Origin of the sequence: Bartonella sp. CL63NXGY (assembly GCF_042194905.1) — a bacterium.
GTDB lineage: Bacteria > Pseudomonadota > Alphaproteobacteria > Rhizobiales > Rhizobiaceae > Bartonella.
In genome coordinates, this window is record NZ_JBHINK010000047.1 from 419 (window position 1) to 2,693 (window position 2,275).

3 protein-coding genes are annotated in these 2,275 nt (G+C 34.5%); 2 read left to right on the forward strand and 1 reads right to left on the reverse strand.

The genetic code is table 11. The features are described 5' to 3' along the window. Together ACFIK0_RS09030 and ACFIK0_RS09035 are read left to right on the forward strand one after the other, a co-directional pair. The coding region (locus tag ACFIK0_RS09030; protein ID WP_375663865.1) for a RepB family plasmid replication initiator protein at positions 1-766 on the forward strand (766 nt) is incomplete at its 5' end. A 59-nt stretch (positions 767-825) separates the two neighbouring features. Beyond that, on the forward strand, positions 826-1,692 hold the full coding sequence (locus tag ACFIK0_RS09035; RefSeq protein ID WP_375663866.1) for a DNA adenine methylase: 867 nt from the start codon (positions 826-828) through the stop codon (positions 1,690-1,692). Here ACFIK0_RS09035 and ACFIK0_RS09040 read toward each other — a convergent pair. Beyond that, positions 1,667-2,275: type II restriction endonuclease (locus ACFIK0_RS09040; RefSeq protein ID WP_375663867.1), on the reverse strand; the 609-nt coding region annotated here is incomplete at its 5' end. The genes ACFIK0_RS09035 and ACFIK0_RS09040 overlap by 26 nt on opposite strands.

The following is a 2,275-nucleotide window of genomic DNA, read 5'->3' on the forward strand; positions in this document are numbered from 1 at the left end:
CTTCGATGAAGCAATTATGCCTTATATCATGGACTTGAAGAAGAACTTTACCCAGTATGCACTTACTGATTTAATGGATCTTTCTAGTAAATATTCGATGATCATATATCGCTGGTTGAGTATGCATTATAGCCAATATGAGTATTATCAAAGCCATGGTGGACGATCAGAAGCACAATTAGAGAAGTTAAAGAATCCAGTTATTAGTGTGGATGAGCTTCGCCGATTGACCGATACAACTGATGAGTACGCAAGAATGTCCACGTTTACTAAATGGATTTTACAGAAGCCATGTGAGGAGATTTCTCAAAATACTCACTTACAAGTTGAATTTGAAAAGATCAAAGAAGGTAGGGCAGTTAAAAACATCCGTTTTATCGTCACAGCAAAGCATATAGCGCGACTTCCTCGTAAAACGGGAGAACTAGATGCTAAACGTCAAAAGTCGCTTAGAAAGGCTGACAGCGCCATTTATGCGGATGCAATGCAAAGCCCATATACAGAGATGTTGACTAAGACGGGTATGTTAACACCACAAGACCTGATTAATCAGGAGCTGATGATCTATTTGCAGGAGAATGTTTATCCGCAATATGATGAACTTAAAAAGCTTAATAATGGTGGCGTAGCAGGGGACCATAAGGTGCAAGAACATATGCGCTATGTTTCTCAACACTGGCGTCCAAGTGATACTGGTCGCAAAAATAATAAAGCCCGCTATCTCGATGTTTCGATAGCAGGTTATTTAAATCGTATGAAGATTTAGCAAGTAAAGTTATTTCAGTAGAAACAATATTGTCTATGTAGTGAAAGGAAGAAAATGGCATGGTGATTCAGGAAGAACTATTCCCAAGTAAGACGGCTGAAAAAACAATTGTACCCCCGATTAAAATTCAGGGGATTAAGACCAAACTAATTCCGTTCATAAAGACGAATATTAGATATAATAAAGGAATTTGGTATGAACCATTTATGGGGTCTGGTGTTGTTGGATTTAATGTTATGCCTGAACATGCAATATTTGGAGATATAAATCCATATATTATTGATTTTTATCAAAAATTGCAAAAAGAACAAATTACCCCCTTAATAGTACGAGAGTTCTTACAAACTGAGGGCGAAAAATTATCACAAACTCCAAGCGATAAGCATAGTTATTACTATAAAGTTAGAGATAGATTCAATAAATATCATGATCCATTAGATTTTCTCTTTTTACAAAGATCTAACTTTAACGGAATGATACGCTTTAGCAAAAATGGATATAATGTTCCATTTGGTAGAAAGCCAGATAGATTTCGCCCTGCCTTAATAACTAAAATAGTTAATCAGGTGGATACAGTCCAAAAGAGAATCATATCCCATGACTGGTCATTTGTATGTACTGATTGGAAATCGTTACTAAAGGAAGCTACTCCTAAAGATTATATATATCTAGATCCGCCATATATCGGGAGAAATACTGATTATTTCACTTCCTGGGGTGAACAAGAAGCTAGAGAATTGGTAGATTATTTTAATTATCATAAAGAATTACACTTTGCATTATCTATGTGGTATGAAAATAAATATAGAAAAAATGACCATTTACGCTTATGGAGAGGCGAAATGGTCACAAATAAACATTTTTATTTTGTTGGGGGGCACGAGAAAAATAGAAATGCAATTACTGAAGCATTAATCCTAGGTTAGCTATTTTTTGCTGTAGTTGGGTACCAACAACTGGATCAATAGTTTTTTTCCAACTTACATATTCCTTAAGATTAGTGTAATTTACATTGTTATTTGATCTTTCACTAGGAGTAGGATAATTCTTCCAATAGTCTTCAAAAACATCATTGCCTAGTTGTGCGAAGGGGCCTTTTTCATTTTCAAAATCCATTATATTGTTTGAAGAAAAAGTACCAATATTGGCGGTATTGCCACTTCCAGGTTTTTCACCACTTATTTTATATTTTTCTGCAACAAAGTAATTAACGTCTTCGACAGGTGAATAAATACTGTTTAAGTCGTTAAGTGATAATATTTGAGTAGAATATTTTTTACTTCTGGTATATACAAATCCAATAATTAAATGTGTTTTATACATATCATATGAACCAGCAATGTTCTTAGTCCCATTTCTTAGAAAACTAGTATAGGATCCTAAAGTAAATCCAAATTTAGCATTAGCACTCTTTCTATAAGTAGTTTTTATATCAATGGCTACTCTGTCTTTATCCGGAGAAGAAGGGCTACTTAGCCAGAAATCAGGATATACAGTTTGTTTGGGCGA

Bases quoted from the DNA above. Each gene is read 5' to 3' on its own strand.
- ACFIK0_RS09035 (WP_375663866.1), top strand. From the start codon at position 826: ATGGTGATTCAGGAAGAACTATTCCCAAGTAAGACGGCTGAAAAAACA.